17 protein-coding genes and 3 tRNA genes are annotated in these 19,187 nt (G+C 69.4%); 17 read left to right on the forward strand and 3 right to left on the reverse strand.

The window, feature by feature from the left end; translation table 11 throughout:
* Positions 1 to 15 precede the first annotated feature (15 nt).
* Positions 16 to 1,296: a hydrolase gene (locus P3T29_RS20115; protein WP_280717913.1), complete on the reverse strand. Its 1,281-nt coding sequence runs from the start codon at positions 1,294 to 1,296 to the stop codon at positions 16 to 18.
* A 257-nt stretch (positions 1,297 to 1,553) separates the two neighbouring features.
* Here P3T29_RS20115 and P3T29_RS20120 point away from each other — a divergent pair.
* The 8 genes from P3T29_RS20120 (at position 1,554) to P3T29_RS20155 (ending at position 6,576) form a co-directional block, all read left to right on the forward strand.
* Positions 1,554 to 1,626: transfer RNA gene (locus P3T29_RS20120), tRNA-Thr, on the forward strand.
* Positions 1,627 to 1,670: 44 nt separating this feature from the next.
* Positions 1,671 to 1,743: transfer RNA gene (locus P3T29_RS20125), tRNA-Met, on the forward strand.
* An 83-nt stretch (positions 1,744 to 1,826) separates the two neighbouring features.
* A complete protein-coding gene (gene rpmG / locus P3T29_RS20130; RefSeq protein WP_006604855.1) occupies positions 1,827 to 1,991 on the forward strand; it encodes a 50S ribosomal protein L33 in 165 nt (54 codons plus the stop codon).
* A 118-nt stretch (positions 1,992 to 2,109) separates the two neighbouring features.
* Positions 2,110 to 2,568, forward strand: coding sequence for a MaoC family dehydratase N-terminal domain-containing protein (locus P3T29_RS20135; protein WP_280717962.1), 459 nt, complete (start codon positions 2,110 to 2,112; stop codon positions 2,566 to 2,568).
* 4 nt (positions 2,569 to 2,572) lie between these two features.
* The gene (locus P3T29_RS20140; protein ID WP_280717914.1) at positions 2,573 to 2,995 is read left to right on the forward strand and encodes a MaoC family dehydratase; all 423 of its coding nucleotides are present in this window, start codon (positions 2,573 to 2,575) and stop codon (positions 2,993 to 2,995) included.
* A gap of 253 nt (positions 2,996 to 3,248) precedes the next feature.
* Entirely contained in the window at positions 3,249 to 3,866 is a 618-nt protein-coding gene (locus P3T29_RS20145) for a TetR/AcrR family transcriptional regulator (RefSeq protein WP_280717963.1), read from the forward strand.
* 88 nt (positions 3,867 to 3,954) lie between these two features.
* Complete coding sequence (locus tag P3T29_RS20150) at positions 3,955 to 5,397, forward strand: DHA2 family efflux MFS transporter permease subunit (RefSeq protein ID WP_280717915.1); 1,443 nt, start codon at positions 3,955 to 3,957, stop codon at positions 5,395 to 5,397.
* Between the two features lie 138 nt (positions 5,398 to 5,535).
* Positions 5,536 to 6,576 (forward strand): UDP-N-acetylmuramate dehydrogenase, encoded by a 1,041-nt coding sequence (locus P3T29_RS20155; RefSeq protein ID WP_280717916.1) that lies wholly within the window; start codon positions 5,536 to 5,538, stop codon positions 6,574 to 6,576.
* 28 nt (positions 6,577 to 6,604) lie between these two features.
* Here the strand turns inward: P3T29_RS20155 and P3T29_RS20160 are convergent, their stop codons facing one another.
* Both P3T29_RS20160 and P3T29_RS20165 read right to left on the reverse strand, forming a co-directional pair.
* A complete protein-coding gene (locus P3T29_RS20160; RefSeq protein ID WP_280717917.1) occupies positions 6,605 to 7,627 on the reverse strand; it encodes an adenosine deaminase in 1,023 nt (340 codons plus the stop codon).
* Between the two features lie 109 nt (positions 7,628 to 7,736).
* Positions 7,737 to 8,975, reverse strand: a complete 1,239-nt coding sequence (locus P3T29_RS20165; protein ID WP_280717918.1) for a pyridoxal phosphate-dependent aminotransferase — start codon at positions 8,973 to 8,975, stop codon at positions 7,737 to 7,739.
* Between the two features lie 283 nt (positions 8,976 to 9,258).
* Here P3T29_RS20165 and P3T29_RS20170 point away from each other — a divergent pair.
* From P3T29_RS20170 to rpoB, 9 genes are all read left to right on the forward strand, one after another.
* Positions 9,259 to 9,331 (forward strand) — tRNA-Trp (locus tag P3T29_RS20170).
* A gap of 150 nt (positions 9,332 to 9,481) precedes the next feature.
* Positions 9,482 to 9,856, forward strand: a complete 375-nt coding sequence (gene secE / locus P3T29_RS20175) for a preprotein translocase subunit SecE (RefSeq protein ID WP_280717919.1) — start codon at positions 9,482 to 9,484, stop codon at positions 9,854 to 9,856.
* Between the two features lie 317 nt (positions 9,857 to 10,173).
* Positions 10,174 to 11,013: a transcription termination/antitermination protein NusG gene (nusG, locus tag P3T29_RS20180; protein ID WP_280717964.1), complete on the forward strand. Its 840-nt coding sequence runs from the start codon at positions 10,174 to 10,176 to the stop codon at positions 11,011 to 11,013.
* 161 nt (positions 11,014 to 11,174) lie between these two features.
* The gene (rplK, locus tag P3T29_RS20185) at positions 11,175 to 11,609 is read left to right on the forward strand and encodes a 50S ribosomal protein L11 (RefSeq protein WP_280717920.1); all 435 of its coding nucleotides are present in this window, start codon (positions 11,175 to 11,177) and stop codon (positions 11,607 to 11,609) included.
* 80 nt (positions 11,610 to 11,689) lie between these two features.
* Positions 11,690 to 12,412 carry a 50S ribosomal protein L1 gene (gene rplA / locus P3T29_RS20190; protein ID WP_280717921.1) on the forward strand — a complete coding sequence of 241 codons (723 nt, stop codon included), beginning with the start codon at positions 11,690 to 11,692 and terminating at the stop codon, positions 12,410 to 12,412.
* A 197-nt stretch (positions 12,413 to 12,609) separates the two neighbouring features.
* Positions 12,610 to 13,476 carry a hypothetical protein gene (locus P3T29_RS20195; RefSeq protein WP_280717922.1) on the forward strand — a complete coding sequence of 289 codons (867 nt, stop codon included), beginning with the start codon at positions 12,610 to 12,612 and terminating at the stop codon, positions 13,474 to 13,476.
* A 341-nt stretch (positions 13,477 to 13,817) separates the two neighbouring features.
* The gene (gene rplJ / locus P3T29_RS20200) at positions 13,818 to 14,381 is read left to right on the forward strand and encodes a 50S ribosomal protein L10 (RefSeq protein ID WP_280717923.1); all 564 of its coding nucleotides are present in this window, start codon (positions 13,818 to 13,820) and stop codon (positions 14,379 to 14,381) included.
* Between the two features lie 113 nt (positions 14,382 to 14,494).
* Complete coding sequence (gene rplL / locus P3T29_RS20205; RefSeq protein WP_280717924.1) at positions 14,495 to 14,875, forward strand: 50S ribosomal protein L7/L12; 381 nt, start codon at positions 14,495 to 14,497, stop codon at positions 14,873 to 14,875.
* Positions 14,876 to 15,623: 748 nt separating this feature from the next.
* Positions 15,624 to 19,097 (forward strand): DNA-directed RNA polymerase subunit beta, encoded by a 3,474-nt coding sequence (gene rpoB, locus P3T29_RS20210; RefSeq protein WP_280717925.1) that lies wholly within the window; start codon positions 15,624 to 15,626, stop codon positions 19,095 to 19,097.
* Positions 19,098 to 19,187 lie beyond the last annotated feature (90 nt).

Consider the following 19,187-nt stretch of genomic DNA (forward strand, 5'->3'; position numbering starts at 1 on the left):
AGCAGAGAGGCCGGATCACGCCCCGGCGCAGCCGGGACCGCCCTGGCGGGGCAGGGCGAGGGCCACGGTGTCGGCGAACTCCCGGACCGCGCTGGTGCGGCTGACGATCCGTCCGCTGTGCACCACCAGCCTGCTGTGACCGCCCGCCAGCGCGCCCGCGAGGCTGTCCCCGCGGATGGCGAGCAACTCGGCGGGGAAACCCGCGTCGATCCGGACCGGCGGCAGGCCGAGGGTGATCCTGGCCTGGCCGCTCACCGTCTCGTACGCGGCGTCGGGGCTCAGTACGCCACCGGACGCCAGCAGGTACGCCGCCTCCAGCGGGTCGGCGCGGCCGGCCGGATTGGAGAGGTCGCGCAGGGCTCCGCCGCCCGCTGCGAGCGGCACCCGGGCGTCGGTCAACTCACGTACCAGCGAAGGCCGTAGGCCGGGCGGCGGGCCTTCGAGGCCGGTGCAGCAGCCGTTCTGGGGCAGGCAGACCACTCTGATGCCGGCGGCGGCCAGCACGGTGGCGCCGCCCGGCGCCAGCGAACTGCACGGGCCGAGCGTGACGCGCGGGCGCAGCGGCGCCAGCGCGCCGGTGAGCCGGGCGAGCGCCGCCGGGTCGGCGCCGGACGTGTGCAGGTCGACGGCGCAGTCCGCCTCACGGGCGGCCTCCAGCAGCACCTGGACGTACCCGACGGGGTCGGGGTCGAGATCGGGGCAGCCACCCGCCGCGTCGGCGCCGAGCTTGAGGGCGTCGCGCAACTGGGCTCGGCCGTCGGCCCCGGCGAGGCCGGTGAGCAGCCGGGGCATCGCGACCGCCTGCAGCTCAGCCAGCCCGCGCAGCGCCTGCCGGGCCGTGAGGACGGCCTCCAGGCGGCGCAGCCCGTGCACGTCCCCGATCCGTACGTGGGTGCGCTGGGCGGTCGCGCCGTACCCGAGCGAGGTGAGCGCGGCCTCGGTGATCCGGCCAACCAGGTCGCCCTGGGTCTCCGGCGGTGGGCCGGGCAGCGCGGCCGAGAAGGCGGCGTCGTGGTGGGCGTGCGCCTCTGCGGGGGCCGGGAGCAGCAGATAGCCGCCGAGGTCGATCCGGGCGCCGGTGGTGCTGGTCGGGGCCCCTGGGAGGGCGGGCAGCGGTCCGAGGCTGCCGACGGTGCCGACGGCCTGGATGCGGTCGCCGCTGATCCGGACGTCGACCACCCGTCCGTCGGCGAGCCGGGCACCGGTCAGTAGGAGTACCGGCCCGTGGCCGAGCGGGTTGGGGGCTTGTCCCGGGCCGTGGTGCGGGCCCTCGGCAGGTGCGCTGTCCGCGGTCATCGGGCCGGCTCCTCGCTGTCCGGGGGCTCCAGGGGTGCCCCGGCGCCCGGAAGATCACTGGTGGTCGAGCCTAGGGCGAGTCCGGGCGGGGTGCTCGGAGGCTGTGGTGAGTCGTGTCGGGCCGGACCATGTGTTCCGAGGTGGTGTCGAACGGGAGTCCTTGATCGGCATGTCTGTTCGGGGTTCGGACCTGCGATCTTCCGTGTCGGATACGGATTTCACCTCTGGCCGGGAAACGTGTAATCTCTTCCTCGTTCGCCCCTATAGCTCAGTCGGTAGAGCGTCTCCATGGTAAGGAGAAGGTCTGCGGTTCGATTCCGCATGGGGGCTCTGGTGACCGGAGCCCGCACCTCGGTGCGGGCGAAGGCCATCAAAGCGGTGTAGCTCAGTTGGTAGAGCAAGCGGCTCATAATCGCTGTGTCACCGGTTCAAGTCCGGTCACCGCTACCCCGCGTAGTCGGTCGGGAGGTCGAACTCCCGATCGGCTACTCTTGTCGTGTTCTTATTCATTTGTTCAGGAAGGCACTCCCGTGGCTGCCACCGATGTCCGCCCGAAGATCACGCTGGCCTGCGTGGAGTGCAAGGAGCGGAACTACATCACCAAGAAGAACCGGCGTAACGACCCGGACCGTCTTGAGATGAAGAAGCACTGCCCCCGCTGCAACTCGCACACTGCGCACCGCGAGACCCGCTGACCCCCTAGGGGCGTCAACGGGCCTGTGTGACACAGGTTCTGGACTCCGGACCGCACCCCGAAACTGGGGTGCGGTCCGGAGTCGTTTCCGCGTGACCACCCATCAGGAGGAGTTGCCCATGCCGCTCGACCCCTCGTTCATCGGACGGACCTACCCGCCCACCGAGCCCTACGAGGTCGGCCGCGAGAAGATCCGCGAGTTCGCCGTCGCGATCGGCGATGCCAACCGGGCCTACACCGACCTCGACGCCGCCAAGGCGCTGGGCCACCCCGACGTGATCGCCCCGCCGACCTTCCCGTTCGTGATCACCTACAGTGCCGCCGCCCAGGTCGTGAACGACCCCGAGCTGGGCCTCGACTTCTCGCGCGTGGTGCACGGCGACCAGAAGTTCAGCTACACCCGTCCCGTCCGGGCCGGCGACCGGCTGGCCGTCACCGTCTCCATCGAGGCGATCAAGTCGCTGGCGGGCAACGATGTCCTCACCGTCCGTGGTGAGGTGCACGACGTGAGCGGCGAGCACGTTGTGACGTCTTTCATGACGCTGGTGGCCCGGGCCGCCGACGAGGCGGGGGAGTAGAGCCATGGCGATCAGCTTCGACGAGGTTGCGGTGGGCACCGAGCTGCCGGCCCAGTCCTTTCCTGTGACGCGCGCCACGCTGGTGCGGTACGCGGGTGCCTCCGGCGACTTCAACCCGATCCACTGGAACGAGAAGTTCGCCCTTGAGGTCGGCCTGCCCGACGTCATCGCGCACGGCATGTTCACCATGGCCGAGGCGGTCCGCGTGGTCACCGACTGGGTCGGCGACCCGGGCGCGGTGGTCGAGTACGGTGTCCGCTTCACTCGGCCGGTGCCAGTGCCGAACGACGAGGCCGGCGCCATGATCGAGGTCACGGGGAAGGTGGGGGCCGTGCTGGAGGACCGGAAGGTCCGGGTGGACCTGGTGGTGACCACCGGTGGGCAGAAGGTGCTCGGGATGTCGCGGGCTGTCGTCCAGCTGGCCTGAGGGGCTGCGGCTGATGATTAACGGCTGACGGATGACAGAATCTGAATTCTGTCATCCGTCAGCCGTTGTTGGTAGGTGGTCATTGGGCGGTGCCCGTCGGTCGCCGGCAATCGGTAATCGGGCGGTGCCCGCCGGTCGCCGGCCATCGGCCATCGGCCGCCCGACTGGCAGGCATCGCCCATCCGCCCTCGGCGTACCCTCCTTGACGAAGGTAGTGATTGGTTACTAACTTGGAACCATGGCGAGGACGAGCATGCGAATGAGTGCCGAGGAGCGACGCGAGAGCGTCATCCGGGCCGCCGTGACCGAGTTTGCCAGGGGCGGCTACCACGGCACCTCCACCGAGGCCATCGCCCGGCGGGTCGGGGTCTCGCAGCCGTACCTCTTCCGGCTCTTCCCGAGCAAGCAGGCGATCTTCATCGAGGCTTGCCGGCGCTGTACGGAGGAGGTCTGGCAGGTCTTCGACCGGGCGTCCGAGGGGCTGAGTGGCGAGGATGCCCGACGGGCCATGGGGCTGGCCTACATGGAGCTGGTCCAGGACCGGGACCGGATTCTGATGCAGATGCAGATGCAGGTCGCGGCGGCCAACACCGACACCGCCGGGGATCCGGAGGTCGGCGAGGCCGTCCGCCGGGCCTGGTTCGAGCTGTGGGAGCGGGTGCGGATCCGGATGGGCGGAGATCACGGTCAGGCGACCGAGTTCTTCGGCTACGGGATGCTCATCAACAGTCTGGTCGCGATGGGCTTCCCGCTGGATCACCGGGTCTGGGCGGGTTTCGGCGACGAGCAGACCGAAGGCAGGACCTCGGGCAAGACTGAGGAGAAGACCGCACAGAAGACCGAACAGAGCACCGAACCAGGGCCGAAGTAGGGCCGCCGAGCGGGCCCGCCGCGCGCGGGTCTTTCCTTGGCCCACAAAAGTTATTGATCAATAACTACCTGTGCAAGGGGGCACCACCATGCAGGACAGCACAGCGAACAGCACACCGGGCCTCGGCTCCACCGGAGTCTGGACCCTGGTGATCACCAGCGTGGCCGGCTTCATGGCCTCGCTCGACAACCTCGTCGTCACCACCGCGCTCCCGTCGATCCGTGCTCACCTCGGCGGCGGACTCTCCGACCTGGAGTGGACGGTCAGCGCCTACACCCTCACCTTCGCGGTGCTGCTGATGCTCGGTGCCGCGCTCGGCGACCGGTTCGGCCGTCGTCGGCTCTTCCTCGGCGGGCTGGCGGTCTTCACCGCAGGTTCCGCCGCCGCCGCGCTCGCGCCGGGGCTCGGCGTCCTGATCGGCGCGCGGGCCGTCCAGGGCGCCGGTGCGGCCGTGATGATGCCGCTCACCCTGACGCTGCTCACGGCGGCGGTGCCCGCCGCCAGGCGCGGCCTGGCGTTCGGGATCTGGTCCGGCGTCAACGGGCTGGCCGTCGCGACCGGACCGCTGATCGGTGGCGCGCTCACCCAGCACCTCTCCTGGCAGTGGATCTTCTGGCTGAACGTCCCGGTCGGCCTGCTGCTGCTCCCGCTCGCCTTCCTGCGGCTCACCGAGAGCCGCGCCGCCGACCCGCGCCTCGACCTCCCCGGCACCGCGCTGGTCAGCTCAGGCCTGTTCGGCATCGTCTTCGGCCTGATCCGGGGCAACGCCGACGGTTGGACCAGCACCCCGGTGCTCACCGGCCTGATAGCGGGCGGCGTCCTGCTGGTCGCCTTCGTCCGGTACGAACTCCGCGCCGCGCAGCCGATGCTGCCGATGCGGCTGTTCCGCAGCCGGGCGTTCTCGGCGGTGAACGCCGCCAGCCTGCTGATGTTCCTCGGGATGTTCGGCTCGATCTTCCTGATCAGCCAGTACCTGCAGGGCGTCCTCGGTGCCACCCCGACCGAGGCGGGCGTGCGGATGCTGCCGTGGACGGCGATGCCGCTGATCGTCGCCCCGATCGCGGGCATCCTCTCGGACCGGATCGGCGGCCGTGGCATCGTGGTGGCCGGTCTGACCATGCAGGGGATCGGCCTGGCGATGTTCGCGGTGATCGCGAACCACACCACCTCCTACACCGCCCAGGTCCCCACTCTGATCATCTGCGGCATCGGGATGGCGCTCTACTTCGCGCCCACCGCCAGCCTGGTGATGGCGAGTGTCGCCCCGCACGAACAGGGCATCGCCTCCGGCGCCAACAACGCGATGCGTGAGCTCGGCGGGGCGCTCGGGGTGGCCGTGCTCTCCACGGTCTTCTCCTCGAACGGCGGCTACGGCTCGCACCGGAGCTTCACCGACGGCCTGGTCCCGGCGCTGTACGTGGGCGCGGCGGCGGTCCTGGCGGGCGCGGTGTGCGCGTTCCTGATCCCTCGGCGCCGCAGGGCCGCAGCCGCTTCCGCCGATGCGGGCAAGGTGCTCGAACCTGTCGGGTGAGGCAGCGCGGTGCGCGGTGGGGGTCCCCCCGGCCGAAGGCTGGGGGAGACAGCGAGCAGCTGCCTCCCGCTACGCGCACGCGGTCGACCGAGCAGAGGCCCGCGCCCTGGTGTACCGCGACCCATATACCGTGGGGGCGTGCAGGTACTCGAAAACGCCCCCCTCGCCCAGCTGACCACGCTCCGCCTCGGCGGCCCGGCCCGCCGCTTGGTGACGGCCACCACGGACGCCGAGGTGGTCGCCGCCGTCCGTGCGGCGGACGAGGCGGGTGAGCCGCTGCTGGTGATCGGTGGCGGCTCCAACCTGGTGATCGGCGACGCGGGCTTCGACGGCACGGTCCTGCGGATCGCCACCACCGGCTTCGACCTGGACGGCAGCACGCTGGAGCTGGCGGCCGGCGAGGTCTGGGCGGACGCGGTGAGTCGCGCGGTGGACCAGGGCCTGGCCGGGATCGAGTTCCTGGCGGGCATCCCCGGCTCGGCCGGGGCCACCCCGGTGCAGAACGTCGGTGCGTACGGGCAGGAGGTCTCCGGCACGATCACGGACGTGGTCGCCTACGACCGCGAGACCCGCGAGACCGTCACGCTGACCAACGACGAGTGCGCCTTCAGCTACCGGTACAGCCGTTTCAAGGCCGCGCCGGACCGGTACGTGGTGCTCCGGGTGCGGTTCGCCCTGGAGGACGCGGGCGGGCAGTCGTCCCCCGTGAAGTACGCCGAGGTCGCCAGGACCCTCGGCGTCGCGGCCGACCAGCGGGTGGACCTGCGGGACGCGTACGCGACGGTGCTGCGGCTGCGCGCGGGCAAGGGCATGGTGCTGGACCCGGCGGACCACGACACCTGGTCGGCGGGCTCGTTCTTCACCAACCCGATCCTGACGCCCGACCAGTACGCCGCCTTCCTGACCAGGCTGGACGGCCGGACGGCCCCCGCCTACCCCGGCCCGGACGGTTCCACCAAGACGTCGGCCGCCTGGCTGATCGACCAGGCGGGCTTCGAGAAGGGCTACGGCTCCGGCCCGGCGACCCTCTCCACCAAGCACACCCTGGCCCTCACCAACCGGGGCGGCGCGACCACCGCCGACCTGCTCGCCCTGGCCCGGGAGATCCGGGACGGGGTGCACGCCGCGTTCGGCGTCGAGCTGGTCAACGAGCCGGTCACGGTGGGCGTCCAGCTCTAGTCCTGCTGGAGTACCGGAGTACCGGAGTTCAGGGCTGGGTGAGCCAGGCGTCGATGTCGGACAGCAGCACCTTCCGGACGTCCTCCGGTGCCCGTGAGCCGCGTACCGACTGCCGGGCCAGTTCCGCGAGTTCGGGGTCGGTGAAGCCGTGGACGGTGCGGGCCAGTTCGTACTGGTCGGCCAGCCGGGAGCCGAACAGCAGCGGGTCGTCGGCGCCCAGGGCGAGCGGTACGCCCGCTTCGAACAGCGTCCGGAGCGGGACCTCGCCGGCGCTCTCGTAGACGCCGAGCGAGACGTTGGAGGACGGGCAGACCTCGCAGGTGATCTGGCGGTCCGCGAGCCGCTGCATCAGCCGGGGGTCCTCCGCCGCCCGTACGCCGTGGCCGATCCGTCCGGCGCCCAGGTCGTCCAGGCAGTCCCGGACGGACTCGGGGCCGGCCAGTTCGCCGCCGTGCGGGGCGGACAGCAGCCCGCCCTTGCGGGCGATCTCGAAGGCCCGGTCGAAGTCGCGGGCCAGGCCGCGCCGTTCGTCGTTGGACAGGCCGAAGCCCACCACGCCCTGGTCGGTGTAGCGGACGGCCAGCCGGGCCAGCGTGCGGGCGTCCATCGGGGACTTCATCCGGTTCGCGGCGACCAGCACCCGGATGCCGACGCCGGTGGCCACCGAAGCCTCCCGGACCGCGTCCAGGATCAGCTCCAGCGCCGGGATCAGCCCGCCCAGCCGGGGCGCGTACGAGGTCGGGTCGACCTGGATCTCCAGCCAGCGGGAGCCGTCCCGCCGCTCGTCCTCGGCGGTCTCCCGGACCAGGCGGCGGATGTCCTGCTCGTCGCGCAGGACGGACCGCGCGGTGTCGTACAGCCGCTGGAAGCGGAACCAGCCGCGCTCGTCGGTGGCGTCGAGGTGCTGGGGCTCGCCGGAGCTGAGCGCCTCGGGCAGGCGGACCCGGTGTTTCTCGGCCAGCTCCAGCAGGGTGGCGGGCCGCATCGAACCGGTGAAGTGCAGGTGCAGATGGGCCTTGGGAAGGTCCCGGACATCACGCAGGCGTTCCATTCGCTGATCCTGCCGCATCCGGGGCCCAAAAGAGAACCGCCCACTTCAAGTCCCTCGAAGGGGTGAAGTGGGCGGTCAACATTCTGGGTAGTGCGTCCCGGGCTGCGCGTCAGGCGCGGGCCTCGCCCAGCAGCTTCTGCATCCGGCCGACGCCCTCGGCCAGGTCGGCGTCCCCGAGCGCGTACGAGAGGCGCAGGTAGCCGGGGGTGCCGAAGGCCTCGCCGGGGACGACCGCGACCTCGGCCTCGTCCAGGATCAGGGTGGCCAGCTCGGCGGAGGTCTGCGGGCGCTTGCCCCGGATCTCCTTGCCCAGCAGGTCCTTGACCGACGGGTAGGCGTAGAACGCGCCCTCGGGCTCGGGGCAGAACACGCCCTCGATCTCGTTGAGCATCCGGACGATGGTGCGGCGGCGGCGGTTGAACGCCTCCTTCATCTCCGCGACGGCGGCCAGGTCACCCGAGACGGCGGCCAGCGCGGCGACCTGGGCCACGTTGGAGACGTTCGAGGTGGCGTGCGACTGCAGGTTGGTCGCGGCGGCCACCACGTCCTTGGGGGCGATCAGCCAGCCGACCCGCCAGCCGGTCATCGCGTACGTCTTCGCCACGCCGTTGACCACGATGCACTTGTCGCGCAGCTCGGGCAGCAGGGCGGGCAGCGAGGTGAACGTCGCGTCGCCGTAGACCAGGTGCTCGTAGATCTCGTCGGTCAGCACCCAGAGGCCGTGCTCCAGCGCCCAGCGGCCGATCGCCTCGGCCTCGTCCCGGGTGTAGACCGCGCCGGTCGGGTTGGACGGCGAGACGAACAGGACGACCTTGGTGTTCTCGGTGCGGGCCGCCTCCAGCTGCTCGACCGAGACCTTGTAGCCGGTGGTCTCGTCGGCCACGACCTCGACCGGGACGCCGCCCGCGAGGCGGATCGACTCCGGGTAGGTGGTCCAGTACGGCGCCGGGACGATGACCTCGTCGCCCGGGTCGAGGATCGAGGCGAACGCCTCGTAGATGGCCTGCTTGCCGCCGTTGGTCACCAGCACCTGCGAGGCGTCCACCTGGTAGCCGGAGTCGCGCAGCGTCTTGGCGGCGATCGCGGCCTTCAGCTCCGGCAGGCCGCCGGCCGGGGTGTAGCGGTGGTTCTTCGGGTCCCGGCAGGCGGCGACGGCGGCCTCGACGATGTAGCCCGGGGTCGGGAAGTCCGGCTCGCCCGCGCCGAAGCCGATCACGGGGCGGCCGGCCGCCTTCAGGGCCTTGGCCTTGGCGTCCACCGCGAGGGTGGCGGACTCGGCGATCGAGCCGATCCGGGCCGAGACGCGGCGGTCTGTTGGACGGGGGGTGGCGGGGGTGGAAGCGCTCATACCTGCATCGTCGCAGAGTCGGCGACGGCCGGGCGCGGGGTTTCAGCATGTGTACTCGGCCGTCCACGATGCGTACCGGCGTGGTGGCGATGTGAGGGGGTGACGGTGGGCCGACGGAGGGGGCCCGGTGGGCTTCCGGTGAATGAGGTTCGACCAAACGCGTAAGAATCCCGTACACTCACTGCTCGATGGCTCCCGAACTGCGGCTCCGTCCGAGGCGTACACCACGCAACGGCCTGGATGCGGTAGGTTGGGGGACATCTCCGGAGCCGCGAGGCACCGTAGGGCAATAGCTCAATTGGTAGAGCACCGGTCTCCAAAACCGGCGGTTGGGGGTTCAAGTCCCTCTTGCCCTGCTGCTTGATCCGTACCGAGCCCGTTCGCTCCACAGAGCGAGCGGGCTTGATGCGGAGAGGGCCCCAATAGCACTGCTTTCGCCGGATCGCTCGTGCTCCGAACAGGCGCACAAGCGACGCTCGGCAGGACCCGGATTCAGGTGAGGACGAGTGACGGAGACCACGGGCTCCACCGCAACGCCTGAGAGCGGCAACCCCGAGGGTGCCGACGGCGTGGCCGACGAAGTCACGCCAGTCGACGGCGAGGAGAAGGCGCTCTCGCGTCGCGACCGCAAGCGGGCCAACAGGTCTGCCGGCGGCGACGGGGACAAGAAGGCCGGCAGGCGCGCCAGGAAGAGCATCTTCGCTCGGGCCGCACTGTTCTACCGCCAGATCATCGCGGAGCTGCGCAAGGTCGTCTGGCCGACGCGCAACGAGCTGCTGCAGTACACGAGTGTCGTCGTGGTGTTCGTCGTCGTCGTCATGGCGGTCGTCGCCAGCCTCGACTTCGGCTTCTCCAAGCTCGCTCTGTGGATCTTCGGCTGACCCGCCCCTGAGCACAGCACCACCCCGACCCGGGCCGTTGCCAGAACGCTGGCAGCGCAGCCCGGGTCGAGCTGTCTGCGCGGTCCGGATGAGCCCGCTACCGTTGACTCGGTACTGTTGTAGTCATCCGAGTCGTTTCCGCGCGTGCCCGTGAGGGCGTTGGGTGGCCCGGAGTCGTTCCATCTCCACATCCCAGGAAAGAAGCAGCCACCGTGTCTGAGTCCCCCCTGTACGACGCCGACGAGACCGTCCGCGAGGCGGATGTCGCCGCCGAGCTGGACGCGGCTGAGGCTGCTGACGCCGAGGCTGCGGAGCAGATCCTCGACGCGCCGGACGCCGACGCGGACGAGGTCGAGGCTGCGGACGAGGCCGAGGCGGGCGTACCGGCCGAGGAGGCCGCCGTGCACGAGGTCACCGAGGACGACGAGCCGGCCGAGGACGAGGCCGACGAGGCTTTCGTGACCGACGCGACCGACGAGGTCGAAGAGGCCGACGAGGAGAGCGCCGAGGCCGCCGCCGAGACCGAGGCCGAAGAAGCCGAAGAGGTCGAGGTCGACCCGGTCGCCGAGTTCCGCGAGAAGCTGCGCACCGCGCCGGGCGAGTGGTACGTGATCCACACCTACGCCGGCTACGAGAACCGGGTGAAGCAGAACCTGGAGCAGCGCGCCGTCTCCCTCAACGTCGAGGACCGCATCTTCCAGGCCGAGGTGCCGCAGGAGGAGGTCGTCCAGATCAAGAACGGCGACCGCAAGACGATCCGCCAGAACAAGCTCCCCGGCTACGTCCTGGTCCGGATCGACCTGGACGCCGAGTCCTGGGGCGTCGTCCGCAACACCCCGGGTGTCACCGGCTTCGTCGGCAACGCGTACGACCCGTACCCGCTGACGCTGGACGAGGTCGTCAAGATGCTCGCCCCCGACGTGGAGCGCCAGGCGGCCAAGGAGGCCGGCCGGCCTTCCTCCGGCAAGCCGGTCGAGGTCCAGGTGCTGGACTTCGAGGTCGGCGACTCCGTCACCGTCACCGACGGTCCGTTCGCCACCCTGCAGGCGACCATCAACGAGATCAACCCGGACTCGAAGAAGGTCAAGGGCCTGGTCGAGATCTTCGGCCGCGAGACCCCGGTCGAGCTGTCCTTCGACCAGATCCAGAAGAACTAACCAAAGCCACCGGGTCGGGGCGAGGTCTTCGGGCCTCGCCCCACTCGTTTTGGTCCAGCGGCGCATCCGCGTTAGCCTGGTTCGATGTGTGTAGTTCCGGCCGGGTGTCGCCCCGGCCGTACGCACATCGACTGTCACCTCTCAGAAGGACCCGGAGAGAAATGCCTCCCAAGAAGAAGAAGATCACTGGGCTTATCAAGCTCCAGATCAAGGCTGGCGCGGCCAACCCCGCCCCGCCGGTCGGCCCCGCGCTCGGTCAGCACGGTGTCAACATCATGGAGTTCTGCAAGGCCTACAACGCTGCGACCGAGTCGCAGCGCGGCATGATCGTGCCGGTGGAGATCACGGTCTACGACGACCGTTCCTTCACCTTCATCACGAAGACGCCGCCGGCCGCGCGCCTCATCCTGAAGGCCGCGGGCGTGGAGAAGGGCTCTGCCGAGCCCCACAAGACCAAGGTCGCCAAGCTCAGCAGCGCCCAGGTCCGTGAGATCGCCTCGGTCAAGCTCCCCGACCTGAACGCCAACGACCTGGACGCCGCGGCGAAGATCATCGCCGGCACCGCCCGGTCGATGGGCATCACCGTCGAGGGCTGACAGCCCCCAAGTCCCACCGTGGTAGGGCCCAGCGCGGCCCGTCAACACCACGACTCCTCCATTCACCTTCAGGAGAAGCAGTGAAGCGCAGCAAGGCTCTGAAGGCCGCGGACGTCAAGGTCGACCGCAGCCGTCTCTACGCTCCCCTCGAGGCCATCCGCCTCGCGAAGGAGACCTCCACCTCCAAGTTCGACGGCACCGTCGAGGTCGCCATGCGTCTGGGCGTCGACCCGCGCAAGGCCGACCAGATGGTCCGCAGCACCGTGATCCTTCCGCACGGCACCGGTAAGACCGCTCGGGTCCTGGTCTTCGCGACCGGCGAGCGTGCCGAGGCCGCGCGTGCTGCGGGCGCCGACATCGTCGGCTCGGACGAGCTCATCGACGAGGTTGCCAAGGGCCGCCTCGACTTCGACGCCGTCGTCGCCACCCCGGACCTCATGGGCAAGGTCGGCCGCCTCGGCCGCGTGCTCGGTCCCCGTGGCCTGATGCCGAACCCGAAGACCGGCACCGTGACCCCGGACGTGGCCAAGGCCGTGAACGAGATCAAGGGCGGCAAGATCGAGTTCCGCGTCGACAAGCACTCGAACCTGCACTTCATCATCGGTAAGGCCTCCTTCACCGACGAGCAGCTGGTCGAGAACTACGCCGCCGCGCTGGACGAGGTCCTCCGGGCCAAGCCGTCCGCCGCCAAGGGCCGCTACATCAAGAAGACCGCGGTCTCCACCACGATCGGCCCCGGCGTTCCGGTCGACCCGAACCGCACCCGCAACCTCCTCGTCGAGGAGGACCCGGCCGCCCTCTGAGCCTCCGTGCTCTGAGTGGGTAGCCGCGTCCCGGGCGTGAGCCCGGTGGGCAGTTCATCTCGTACGGCGGGCCCGTACCCCCTTGACCGGGGGTACGGGCCCGCCGTCGTTCTCCGTCCGGGCGACTGTCCGGTGCGTAGGGGTGGCATGGCATGGTGTGGGGGCGTAAGGCGCGGGGACGGCGGCAGGAGGAAGCGATGACGGTACGGCGGCGGTCAGTGGTCGCGGTGCTGGGTGCTGCCCTGCTGCTGGCCGGGGTGACCGGGTGCTCCGGCGGCTCGGGTGGCTCCGGCACCTCCGGTGGCAGCCCGCAGCCCTCGCCGACGGCGTCCGTCACCTCGCCCTCGCCGCTCGCGACTCCGACGGACCGGTCGCCGCACGGGGTGCTGCTCTCGGCCCAGCTCGCGATGCACACCGCCCGGCGGGCCAAGTTCAGTTACCTGCTGGGGGCGGACAGCGGGACGGGGATGCTCTTCTGGGCGCCCAAGACCGTGCTCCAGCTCCAGCGCTCCGGCGCGCTCGACCAGCTGCTGGTGCTGGACACCACCGCGTACCTGGGCGGCGACCAGGCCACGGCGGCGCGCCTGGGCGGCCGGCACTGGGAGCGCTACGGAGCGGTGCCCGGCGGGGACATCCCCTACTCCGGGCTGGTCGACCGGCTCAACCCCGTGGTGGCCGTGACCGCGGCGGCCGCCGCCGACTCCCCGGAGCTGCTGGGGGAGGAGAAGCTCGGTGACACCGCCGTCCAGCACTACCGGGTGGTCACCGGCGTCGACGCCTACGTCGCGGCGCAGACCCAGCTCACCGTCGCCCGGCGGGACGCGCTGCGGGCGTCCCTCGGCCAGGGCGGGCTGACGGAGCTGACGCTCGACCTCTGGCTGAACGACAAGGACCAGCTGGTCCAGTTCCGCCGTACGGGGACGAGGACGGGGACGGGTGCCACGGCCCGGTTGGACGACACCGTCCGGTACAGCGAGTTCGCCGGCCTGCTCTCGGTGCAGGCCCCGGCCGACACCGACACGCTCGATGCCGGGACCCAGGCGCTGCCGCCCTTCGTCCCGTAGACCGACCGGATCGCCCGGCGGATTTGGCCGATTCGCCCGGGGTCGAGTACGGTTAACACTGCCAAAGACCGCTGGTTGTTGTTCCGAGCCCGTAAGGGGTCGGTGCAGCCGAAGGATCTGCGAATTGCCGCAGACGGCCCGCGCAGGAGTGTTTGGAGCTTGGACTTCCGGTCCGTGCGGCTTGCCGCGCGACTGTCGAGGTCACCTAGAGCCCCGTGCGCCTGCGCACGAGGGCTCTCACTGTTTCTGCAGGGGCTTCCTTCGCTCAGCGCGTCCGAGGTGGGAATGGTCGACACTCGCGGTCGGCCCGACTTCGACATCACGGAAGGAGGCGTAAGCCTATGGCAAGGCCTGACAAGGCTGCTGCTGTCGCGGAGATGACGGACAAGTTCCGTTCCTCGAACGCGGCCGTGCTGACCGAGTACCGCGGTCTGACGGTGAAGCAGCTCAAGACGCTCCGCCGCTCGCTCGGCGAGAACGCCGATTACGCCGTGGTGAAGAACACGCTGACCAAGATTGCGGCCAACGAGGCCGGGATCGACACGCTGGACGACCTGTTCGCGGGTCCGACGGCGGTTGCCTTCGTCACCGGTGACCCGGTGGAGTCGGCGAAGGCTCTGCGTGACTTCGCCAAGGAGAACCCCGCTCTCATCATCAAGGGCGGTGTCCTTGACGGTAAGGCACTGACCGCCGATGAGATCAAGAAGCTCGCGGACCTCGAGTCCCGCGAGGTGCTGCTCGCCAAGCTGGCAGGCGCCCTGAAGGCCAAGCCCTCGCAGGCTGCCGCGGTCTTCCAGGCCCTGCCCTCGAAGCTCGTCCGCACGGTGGACGCGCTTCGCGACAAGGTCGAGCAGGGCGGTGCCGGTACGCCGGCTCCCGCCGCCGAGGACGCCGCCGCCGAGTAGTACCAACATGCCCCTCCGGGGGCATGTCGGCAGGCTAACGCCTCGCTGCGGGCCCGTACGCCCGCCAATCCGTACATCCGGCACCACCTGCCGATTATTGGAAGGACGCCATCATGGCGAAGCTGTCCCAGGACGACCTGCTCGCGCAGTTCGAGGAGATGACCCTCATCGAGCTCTCTGAGTTCGTGAAGGCCTTCGAGGAGAAGTTCGACGTCACCGCCGCCGTCGCCGTCGCCGCCGGCCCGGCCGGCCCCGCCGCCGCGGTCGAGGTCGCTGAGGAGCAGGACGAGTTCGACGTCGTGCTCGACGGCGCCGGCGACAAGAAGATCCAGGTCATCAAGGAGGTGCGCGCCCTCACCTCCCTCGGCCTGAAGGAGGCGAAGGACCTCGTCGACGGCACCCCCGCCGTTGTCCTGGAGAAGGTTGCCAAGGACGTTGCCGAGAAGGCCAAGGCTGCCCTCGAGGCCGCTGGCGCCAAGGTCACCGTCAAGTGACTCAGTGCCCCCTCTGAGGGGGCACGTGGGCCGGGCCGATCACCCCTGCGGGTGGTCGGCCCGGCCTTTTTCGTACCCGCGTCCAGGCGCCGGCCCCGGATTCCGCCAGTCTGGCCGATTGTGCACTCGGCCACTGTCGGCGGTGCCAGGTATGGTGATCGCTGTCATCGGGAGTGGCTCCCACCACGGGTTCTGTAACGCCCGGGGGGTCCGCAGCGATGAGCAGGCCGAGGTCCTTCCCCCAGGGGAGGGCCTTGACGAACTGCACCGAGGGCGCGATTCTCAAAGCGCGCGCCCCTGTGTGGAGTGCACTGCCAGTTGGAGCGGCTCTGGATGCATATTCAGTGGCCCCGGCGGGAAGTGACTCCTCGTGAGGTGCGGCGGCCCGGGAGTCCCCGGGCCGATGGTTGTACGAGGGCAGGGACCACCCTGCGGCAGGGCTCCTTCCGGGGGGCCGGGCCGGCCGGGTGGCTACCGGAGGGAGTGTCCGATTCGGTCTCCGAATCAGGACTTGTCAGCAGTGTGCCTTTTGGCTACACTGTCCCTTTGCGCTGCCTGTTAGCTGCTCCGTGACTCGTCGCCCGGAGTTTGCGTTGCCCTGATGGGGTCTGGCTTCGCCTCCGCACTGCGGTTCTGACCTGGGAGATCTTCCCGGCCGGGACCAACGGCGCCGGAGGCGGCTCCAAGCCCTGACAGGCCCGGCCGGTACGCGCGTAGTGAGCTCCGAGCCCTCGGAAGGACCCCCCTCTTGGCCGCGCCGCGCAACGCCTCGAACACACCCGCCGCATCCACCGCCCCGCTTCGCGTCTCCTTCGCGAAGATCAAGGAGCCCCTCGAGGTCCCGAACCTCCTGGCCCTGCAGACCGAGAGCTTTGACTGGCTGCTCGGCAATGCGGCCTGGAAGTCCCGGGTCGAGGCGGCGTTGGACAGTGGTCAGGACGTCCCCACCAAGTCCGGTCTGGAGGAGATCTTCGAAGAGATCTCCCCGATCGAGGACTTCAGTGGGTCGATGTCACTGACTTTCCGCGACCACCGTTTCGAGCCGCCGAAGAACTCCATTGACGAGTGCAAGGACCGCGACTTCACGTTCGCGGCTCCGCTCTTCGTCACCGCCGAGTTCACCAACAACGAGACCGGTGAGATCAAGTCTCAGACGGTCTTCATGGGCGATTTCCCGCTCATGACCCACAAGGGCACGTTCGTGATCAACGGCACCGAGCGTGTCGTCGTCTCGCAGCTGGTCCGTTCCCCGGGCGTCTACTTCGACTCCTCCCTCGACAAGGTGTCCGACAAGGACATCTTCTCCTGCAAGGTCATCCCCTCGCGTGGTGCCTGGCTGGAGATGGAGATCGACAAGCGCGACATGGTCGGTGTCCGCATCGACCGCAAGCGCAAGCAGTCGGTCACCGTGCTCCTCAAGGCCCTCGGCTGGACCAACGAGATGATTCTCGAGGAGTTCGGCGAGTACGAGTCGATGCGCGCCACCCTGGAGAAGGACCACACCCAGGGCCAGGACGACGCGCTCCTGGACATCTACCGCAAGCTGCGCCCTGGCGAGCCGCCGACCCGCGAGGCCGCGCAGACGCTGTTGGAGAACCTCTACTTCAACCCGAAGCGCTACGACCTCGCCAAGGTCGGCCGTTACAAGGTCAACCGCAAGCTGGGCAACGGCGAGTCGCTGGACTCCGGCGTCCTCACCGAGCCCGACATCATCGGTGCGATCAAGTACCTGGTGAAGCTGCACGCGGGCGAGACCGAGTGGCGTGACGAGCAGCGCGACATCGTCGTCGAGGTCGATGACATCGACCACTTCGGCAACCGTCGCCTGCGCAACGTCGGCGAGCTGATCCAGAACCAGGTCCGTACGGGTCTCGCCCGTATGGAGCGCGTCGTGCGCGAGCGCATGACGACCCAGGACGTCGAGGCGATCACGCCGCAGACCCTGATCAACATCCGGCCGGTCGTCGCCTCCATCAAGGAGTTCTTCGGCACCAGCCAGCTGTCCCAGTTCATGGACCAGACGAACCCGCTGTCGGGGCTGACCCACAAGCGTCGTCTGTCCGCGCTGGGCCCGGGTGGTCTGTCCCGTGAGCGCGCCGGCTTCGAGGTCCGTGACGTTCACCCGTCGCACTACGGCCGCATGTGCCCCATCGAGACCCCTGAAGGCCCGAACATCGGTCTGATCGGCTCGCTGGCCTCGTACGGCCGGGTGAACGCCTTCGGCTTCATCGAGACCCCGTACCGCAAGGTCATCGACGGCATCGTCACCGAGCAGGTCGACTACCTGACGGCCGACGAGGAGGACCGCTTCGTCATCGCGCAGGCCAACGCCCCGCTGACGGACGACCTCCACTTCGCCGAGCCCCGTGTCCTCGTCCGCCGCCGTGGCGGCGAGATCGACTACATCCCGGGCTCCGAGATCGACTACATGGACGTCTCGCCGCGCCAGATGGTGTCGGTCGCGACCGCCATGATCCCGTTCCTCGAGCACGACGACGCCAACCGCGCGCTCATGGGCTCGAACATGATGCGTCAGGCGGTGCCGCTGCTGAAGAGCGAGGCCCCGCTGGTCGGCACCGGCATGGAGTACCGCTGTGCGGTCGACGCCGCCGACGTGATCGTGGCCGAGAAGGCCGGTGTCGTGCAGGAGGTCTCTGCCGACTACGTCACCGTGGCGAACGACGACGGCACGTACACCACGTACCGCGCCGCCAAGTTCACCCGCTCCAACCAGGGCACCGCCTTCAACCAGAAGGTCCTCGTCGACGAGGGCGCCCGGGTCGAGGTCCACCAGGTCCTCGCCGACGGCCCCTGCACCGACGCGGGCGAGATGGCGCTGGGCAAGAACCTGCTCGTGGCGTTCATGTCCTGGGAGGGTCACAACTACGAGGACGCGATCATCCTGTCGCAGCGCCTCGTGCAGGACGACGTCCTCTCCTCGATCCACATCGAGGAGCACGAGGTCGACGCCCGTGACACCAAGCTGGGCCCGGAGGAGATCACTCGGGACATCCCGAACGTCTCCGAGGAGGTCCTCGCGGACCTCGACGAGCGCGGCATCATCCGGATCGGCGCCGATGTCACCACCGGTGACATCCTGGTCGGCAAGGTCACGCCCAAGGGTGAGACCGAGCTGACCCCGGAGGAGCGCCTGCTGCGCGCCATCTTCGGTGAGAAGGCCCGTGAGGTCCGCGACACCTCGCTGAAGGTGCCGCACGGTGAGTCCGGCAAGATCATCGGCGTCCGCGTCTTCGACCGCGAAGAGGGCGACGAGCTGCCGCCGGGCGTCAACCAGCTGGTCCGGGTCTACGTGGCCCAGAAGCGCAAGATCACCAACGGTGACAAGCTGGCCGGCCGTCACGGCAACAAGGGTGTCATCTCCAAGATCCTCCCTGTGGAGGACATGCCGTTCCTCGAGGACGGCACCCCGGTCGACATCATCCTGAACCCGCTCGGTGTCCCGTCCCGAATGAACCCGGGACAGGTCCTGGAGATCCACCTCGGGTGGCTCGCCAAGCAGGGCTGGGACGTCTCCGGTCTCGCCGACGAGTGGGCCAAGCGCCTGCAGGTCATCGGCGCCGACACGGTCGAGGGTGGCACCAACCTCGCCACCCCGGTCTTCGACGGCGCCCGCGAGGACGAGATCACCGGCCTGCTGGACCACACCACCCTCACCCGTGACGGTGAGCGCCTGGTGAACTCCACCGGCAAGGCCCGGCTGTACGACGGCCGCTCCGGCGAGCCGTTCCCGATGCCGGTCTCGGTCGGCTACATGTACATCCTCAAGCTGCACCACCTGGTCGACGACAAGCTGCACGCCCGTTCGACCGGTCCGTACTCGATGATCACCCAGCAGCCGCTCGGTGGTAAGGCGCAGTTCGGTGGTCAGCGATTCGGTGAGATGGAGGTGTGGGCCCTCGAGGCGTACGGCGCTGCCTACGCCCTGCAGGAGCTGCTCACCATCAAGTCCGACGACGTCCTGGGCCGCGTGAAGGTCTACGAGGCGATCGTCAAGGGCGAGAACATCCCCGAGCCCGGCATTCCTGAGTCCTTCAAGGTCCTCATCAAGGAAATGCAGTCGCTCTGCCTCAACGTGGAGGTGCTGTCCTCGGACGGCTCGTCCATCGAGATGCGGGACTCGGACGAGGACGTGTTCCGCGCGGCCGAGGAGCTCGGCATTGACCTGTCCCGGCGCGAGCCGAGCAGCGTCGAAGAGGTCTGACGGAGGTTGGGCCGGCTGCCCCAAGGTGCAGCCGGCCCGCCCCCAGGCCCCCTCAGACCAGATGAACACCTTTCGACTTACGAAAGAGGG

Source organism: Kitasatospora sp. MAP5-34, assembly GCF_029894335.1.
Taxonomy (GTDB): domain Bacteria; phylum Actinomycetota; class Actinomycetes; order Streptomycetales; family Streptomycetaceae; genus Kitasatospora.